This window comes from Methylobacterium adhaesivum, assembly GCF_022179065.1.
GTDB classification, from domain to species: domain Bacteria; phylum Pseudomonadota; class Alphaproteobacteria; order Rhizobiales; family Beijerinckiaceae; genus Methylobacterium; species Methylobacterium adhaesivum.
On record NZ_BPQD01000054.1, the window covers coordinates 1 to 5,936 of the forward strand.

6 protein-coding genes and 1 pseudogene are annotated in these 5,936 nt (G+C 60.4%); 4 read left to right on the plus strand and 3 right to left on the minus strand.

Annotation, left to right across the window (positions count from 1 at the left end; all coding sequences use genetic code 11):
* Positions 1-1,643: TonB-dependent siderophore receptor (locus MFF01_RS21905; protein ID WP_238228576.1), on the plus strand; the 1,643-nt coding region annotated here is incomplete at its 5' end.
* A 42-nt stretch (positions 1,644-1,685) separates the two neighbouring features.
* On the opposite strand, the gene MFF01_RS22180 is transcribed toward MFF01_RS21905, so the two are convergent.
* Together MFF01_RS22180 and MFF01_RS21910 are read right to left on the minus strand one after the other, a co-directional pair.
* Positions 1,686-2,177, minus strand: a complete 492-nt coding sequence (locus tag MFF01_RS22180) for a transposase (protein WP_353959544.1) — start codon at positions 2,175-2,177, stop codon at positions 1,686-1,688.
* Positions 2,178-2,197: 20 nt separating this feature from the next.
* Positions 2,198-2,419, minus strand: a complete 222-nt coding sequence (locus MFF01_RS21910; RefSeq protein WP_238228578.1) for a hypothetical protein — start codon at positions 2,417-2,419, stop codon at positions 2,198-2,200.
* A gap of 174 nt (positions 2,420-2,593) precedes the next feature.
* Here MFF01_RS21910 and MFF01_RS21915 point away from each other — a divergent pair.
* The 3 genes and pseudogenes from MFF01_RS21915 (at position 2,594) to MFF01_RS21925 (ending at position 5,322) form a co-directional block, all read left to right on the plus strand.
* Positions 2,594-3,735 (plus strand): annotated as a pseudogene (locus MFF01_RS21915) (IS3 family transposase).
* A 917-nt stretch (positions 3,736-4,652) separates the two neighbouring features.
* Positions 4,653-5,024, plus strand: coding sequence for a DUF4149 domain-containing protein (locus MFF01_RS21920; protein WP_238228580.1), 372 nt, complete (start codon positions 4,653-4,655; stop codon positions 5,022-5,024).
* 118 nt (positions 5,025-5,142) lie between these two features.
* A complete protein-coding gene (locus tag MFF01_RS21925) occupies positions 5,143-5,322 on the plus strand; it encodes a hypothetical protein (protein ID WP_238228582.1) in 180 nt (59 codons plus the stop codon).
* A 383-nt stretch (positions 5,323-5,705) separates the two neighbouring features.
* On the opposite strand, the gene MFF01_RS21930 is transcribed toward MFF01_RS21925, so the two are convergent.
* On the minus strand, positions 5,706-5,936 hold a 231-nt coding region (locus MFF01_RS21930; RefSeq protein ID WP_238227640.1), incomplete at its 5' end, for an integrase core domain-containing protein.

The window sequence follows — 5,936 nt, forward strand, 5'->3', positions numbered from 1 at the left end:
GCGGTCTCATCAACCAGGTTTCCAAGCGCCCGACGGTCGATCCGCTTCGCTATGTCGAGGTCGGCGGCGGTTCCTTTGGCCAGGGCTATGCCGCCTTTGATCTCAGTGGTCCCGCAGACGATTCCGGCCATTGGTTCTATCGTCTGACCGGTATCGGCCATACGGGCGGAACGCAGGTCGATGGCGCACCGGACGATCGCGTCTACATCGCACCGGCCTTCACCTATAAGCCGGATGGGGCCACCAAATTCACGTTCCTGTCGAGCTACCAGCACGACAACACGGCGGTGACCTCGAACTTCCTGCCTTATTCCGGCACGGTGCGGCCGAACCTCAGCGGCCTGCGTATCCCGCGCTCCCTGAACGTCGGCGACATCGGTCTCAACACCTTCCGCCGTGACCAGGCCTTCGCCGGGTATGAGTTCGAACACGCCTTCGATGAGACCTGGACCATCCGTCAAAACTTGCGGTACTCGTTCCTCGAAAGCTTCCAGAATTCCTATATCGGCCAGATCGGCTACAGCGATCCGGCGACTGAAACGCGCCTCGCCCGTTATCAATTCCGTGACAGCGCAAAGGTCGGCTTGTTCCAGGTCGATAATCAGGCCGAGGCCCGTTTCTCGGACGGCTTCTTCCGTCACGACCTGCTGATGGGCTTGGACTATAAGAACTACCAGCTTCACGACAACCAAGCCTCAACGTTCCCTGGCCCCGACATCAGCATTCGATTCCCGGTCTATGGGCAGCGGGTCGCTAGCCCGCTCCCCTACCTGATCAATGCCGATACCTTCGAGCAGACGGGCCTCTACGCCCAGGATCAGATCAAGCTAACCGACCGCCTCACCCTGGTTGTCGGCGGCCGCGGCGATTTTGCGAACAATTTGGTTCGCGACCGGCTCAATCCTGCAAACACGAATGGCCGTAGTGATAGCGCGTTCACCTACCGGACAGCGCTGATCTACAACTACGATTTCGGGCTTGCGCCGTACATTAGCTACTCGACATCTTTCCAGCCCCAGATCGGGTCGGACGCCAACAACGTCGCCTTCAAGCCTGAAACCGGCAATCAGATCGAGGGTGGCGTCAAGTTCGAGCCGCCCGGCGCAGGCTACTTCCTGACCCTCGCTGGCTTCGATATCCACCGCTCGAACGTGCTGACCCCGGTCCCGGGAACATTTTTTCAGTCCCAGATCGGCCAAGTTCGTTCGACCGGCTTTGAGGCGCAGTTCACCGCCTCCCTGGCGGAAGGCCTCAACGCGGTCGCGGCCTTCACGGTCTTCGGCCTGACCGTCGAGCGGAGTGCGGATGCAGCGACCATCGGAAGGGTTCCTGTCGCTACACCGGACAACTTCGCTTCGCTGTTCCTCGACTACACCATTCCCACCGGGGATTTCCGCGGTTTCGGTTTCGGCGGCGGCGTGCGCTATTTTGGTCGGTCCTACGCTGACACGCTCAACACGTTCCGGGTACCCGATTACGTGCTGTTCGACGCCCAGGTGCATTACAACTGGGAGAACTGGCGTCTGGCCGTCAATGCGACCAACATCGGTGATCGCCGCTTTGTCTCGTCCTGCAACGCCGTCAATTCTTGCTTCTACGGAGATGCCCGCCGGGTGATCGCAAGCCTCGCCTACAAGTGGTGAGTGTGGTTGTACCAGAGGAAGGCCCTGGATCGGCCGGGGCCTTCAGTCCTCTGTCTCACCGGTGACCCGATCGGTTCGCCCTGAGAGCCATTTTCGATTGGTTTGTCGCCAGCCCTGATCAATCTTCCGGCCGTGCCGCGCCGGCCGGGAGAGACTGATCGCGATGGGGTCCAGGGCTCGTGCTTCCCGCGTCCATCCCGCTTCAGCCAGGGCCAGAAGCATCGGCGTCCAAAAAGGCCGATGTCTCCAGCGCCGAAAGGTCTGGTAGACCGTGCTCTGTGACCCGTATGCCTTTGGGCAATCTGGCCACCGACAATCATTCAGGAGAACGTACAGGATGCCCGACAGGGTCCTGCGCTCGTCAGCGCGGACGGACTTTGACCTCGGAATGTATGCTTCGAACACTTTCCACTGTTCGTCGGAAACCCAATACAGTACCTCCTCAGTCATGGGGGCCTCGTTGGGACAAATCAAAATACGGCCTACCGGACCCGTTTCGTTCGCGTTGTCGGTAAGCCGTTGTTCAGTGCGCATCAAGAACCTCGACTGCGAGGTCAGACGACCGCGGAAGATTCATGCACCTTGATCGTGGATCGATCGACTTGCCCGGCAGCCCGCGCGACGGCCTCCATGCCGCCTGTGAGGCCGAGCGTGAGCGACAACAGGCTCTCGCGCATAGCTTGTCCCGTCGTACCCGTCTCCGGAATCACCGCGCCGGGTGCGCGCTCAACAAGAATGTTGAGTGGGGGTAGTGGAATAATCGTCGCGACGGTCACCTGAGCGGCCTCAATTTTTGCAGGGATCGTGGCGCGCCATCGGCTGACATCGCCAGACGCTTAAAGCCAATGTAATCGCAAATAAATCTTAGTGCCCCGGGGTCAAGGTGACCTGACCGGCTAGCTTTGGACTGGGCTGATTGAGAGGATCAGCCAGGACTGAAGGAGCTGGATATGAAGCGAGGTCAGAAGACGGGTGCGGAGCAGGTGGTGCTGAAGCTGCGTCAGATCGAGGTGCAGACAGCCGAGGGCAAGAGTTTGGCCCTGGCCTGAAAGGCGGCCGAGATCTCCGAGCAAAGCTATTATCGCTGGCGCAAGGAGTACGGTGGCTTGCAGATCGACCAAGCCCGTCGGATGAAGGATCTGGAGCGGGAGAACGCGCGATTGCGCCGGCTCGTGGCTGACTTGTCCCTGGAGAAGCAAGTGCTGGCGGATGTCGCCTCGGGAAACTTATAGCCCCGGAGCGACGCCGGCAGGCAGTCGACGCGATCCAGGAGAAGTACGGCCTCTCGGAGCGCCACGCCTGCCGGATCGTCGGCCAGCACCGGGGCACGCAACGCTACGTGCCGACGGTGCCGGCTGACGAGGATGCGCTGACCCGCGCCATCGTTGCCTTGGCGTCCGAGTACGGGCGCTACGGCTACCGCCGCGTCACCGCGCTGCTGCAGGCAGCGGGTTGGCAGGTGGGGAAAGACCGGGTTCAGCGGACCTGGCGTCGTGAGGGGCTCAAGGTTCCGCAAAAGCATCGGCCGCGAAGCCGGCTGTGGTTGAACGATGGCTCCTGCGTGCGGCTGCGGCCTCTCCATCGCAATCATGTCTGGAGCTTCGACTTTGTGCAGGGTCAGACCCATGACGGGCGAAGCCTGCGTATCCTGACGCTGATCGACGAGCACAGTCGCGCCTGCCTGGCGCTCAAGGTCGCGAGGCGCATCAACAGTCTGGGTGTGATCGAGGCGCTGGCCGATGTGATGTGTCTGCATGGCATCCCAGAGAACATCCGCTGCGACAATGGTCCAGAGATGATCTCGAAGGCTTTGCGGAATTGGGTCGCCAAAACCGGCCCGCAGATCCAGTACATTGCACCAGGATCGCCGTGGGAGAATGGCTCTTGTGAGAGCTTTAATGGCAAGCTGAAGGACGAGTGCCTACGCCAAGAGATCTTCTACTCGCTCAAGGAGGCACGGACCGTGATTGGGATCTGGCAGAATACCTACAACCGCGTTCGACCGCATTCGTCCTTGAGCTACCGGCTGCCCGCGCCTGTCACCTTCCCGGATCTGGCCTTCCGGCTACCCATGGCCGCTACCATGCAGTAGCCTCTCAATCGGCTCGGTCCAAAATACCAGTCAGGTCACCCGGCAGATCACGACGACCGCATGCCCATCATCAGGGTTCGGTCGCGCAATTTCTGGTAGGATCAAAACTCGATCCGCTTGACCGTGAGAAGATCATTTCTGAGTGACGAGCGGCCACTACTCCGCAAGCCGGAGGCGAACGTTCCGCATCCGACCCAACGTAGTCCGATAGGCGGTTATAGATCCGGGGCCCCGCGCAGGTCACGTGCGGTGTCAAGGCGCATCGTCAACACGGTTCGGCTTCACAGATAGCGAAGGTACGACCTGGAACGTGGTTCACTGACCAGGGAGGACGAGGGCGAGTCACGCTTCGCCACCGGTGCGTCAGCGAAAAACGTGTTTTTGTAAACCGCCTGAGCAACGCTCAGCCACAACGTCCTATGACGCGAACAAATGTTGCAGCCTTTGTTTGTTCTTAATCCACTTTGATTGAGGGATTCCGACGATGCCAGTTCGCTCTGTACTGATAGTGATACTGACGGCCGTTGCAACGCCAGCTTTGGCCTTGCAACCGCAGGACACTTTGCGTGATTGGAGTGCAGCACCGAGTGTGGACCGGGACCGCCTCCTGCAGCAGTTGGAGAAATCTGGGGGAGGAGATGCTCCGCTCAAGGATGTGCTATCCTGCCTCAATGACGCTGCGGGCATGGACGCGCATGCAAACTTGGCGATCAGCGACGTGTTCAGGGCCTGCACGAAGCAGACACCGAAAGACTCGATCTAAGCGCCGCCCCCTCACCTCGCCCGCGAAGCAGGGGAGTATTCTCCCGAGGAACAGGCACGATATCGGTGGGACCGAGGGAAACGAACGCCGCCCGCAAGGGTGATCTGAAAACCATCGAGATTTGAAAACGATGCTCTCGCAAGCGGCTATCCTTATGACCGCCCTCCTATTCGGGGGGATGGTCTTGTACTCGTTCGGCTTCGCTTCGTTCCTGTTCAGCGCGCTTCCTGCCGACCAGGCAGGCCCGCTCCTGCGCCGCGCCTTCCCGCACTTCTACGTCTTTGTCATCGGATGCGCCCTTGCCGGCGTCGCGCTGACAGCCAGCATCGATCGGACCTCCGCGCTTATCCTGGGTCTCATCGCCGCCACGGCACTCCTCGCGCGCCAGATCCTCATGCCCGCCATCAACAGAGCGACGGACACGGGCAATCGTAGACGTTTCGGCGGGTTTCATACCGGATCGGTGCTGATTACCTTGGGCCATATCGCCGGATCTGCTGCGGTTATCCTAAGGCTGTCCGCCTAAAGGTTTCCAGCAGCGATTTGGGTGGTACGCAAGCTGCGGTACGGAATCACCCCCTCCGCTGACAAGCCGGCTCACGCGTAGGGCTTCAAGCGCGTGATCCGTGTTACTCGAGTTCGAAATGACCGACTGGATCGAGCACCTCCGCGCGGCGGCCCGCGGGCTGGTCGTCGCGCACGTCTGGCGAGGGCATGGTTCGGCCCTGTCTATCGAACTCGGAGCGCTCACGCCGAGCACTCGCCGCGACAGTTCCCCCGGCGAGCCGGAGGGTTTGATCGGGCTGATGATCGAGTGGAGTTGACGGATCGAGGACGGGCGGTCGATCACCTGTTGCAATTGGAGTGACGAGGTTCTGTGGCCTCCGGCCTTCGCCCGCCTCGCCGGCCGCGAGGGTGGGGATCTCGTGACGTTTGGCGGCGTGTCGGAGGTGATATTGTCGCTGGCGGGTGGCCTGCGCGTGGTGTCGTTCATGACGGCGGAAAATAGACTCGAGATCGTTCCCGTATACGCGTCGCGCTCTGCGTATTGATCTCTGGAACAATCAGTATTAATGCATACATATTGTGTTAATTCGCGCGTAAGCATACGTTTTCATCATCAATTACAGTGCGAAATAAATACTAGACCCTAGACGCGTATATTTTTCAGTGTGGCCTGCCCCCATTCGGTGGCCCAGGTTCGAAGTTAGTGCATCGTCAGTCGCGTGACGATGGCGGGGTGAGCGAGCGGCCCTGAGCCGCTCGGTTCGGTTGGCCAGATGACGACCTCGGGCGCAGGCGGCTGGTAGCCGAGCGACGAGTGCGGCCGGATGTTGTTATAGTGCCTACGCCATTGCTCGATCACGACGCTGGCCTCCTTGAGGGTGTAGAACACCTCGCCGTTGAGGAGTTCATCCCGCAGCTTCGCGTTGAAGCT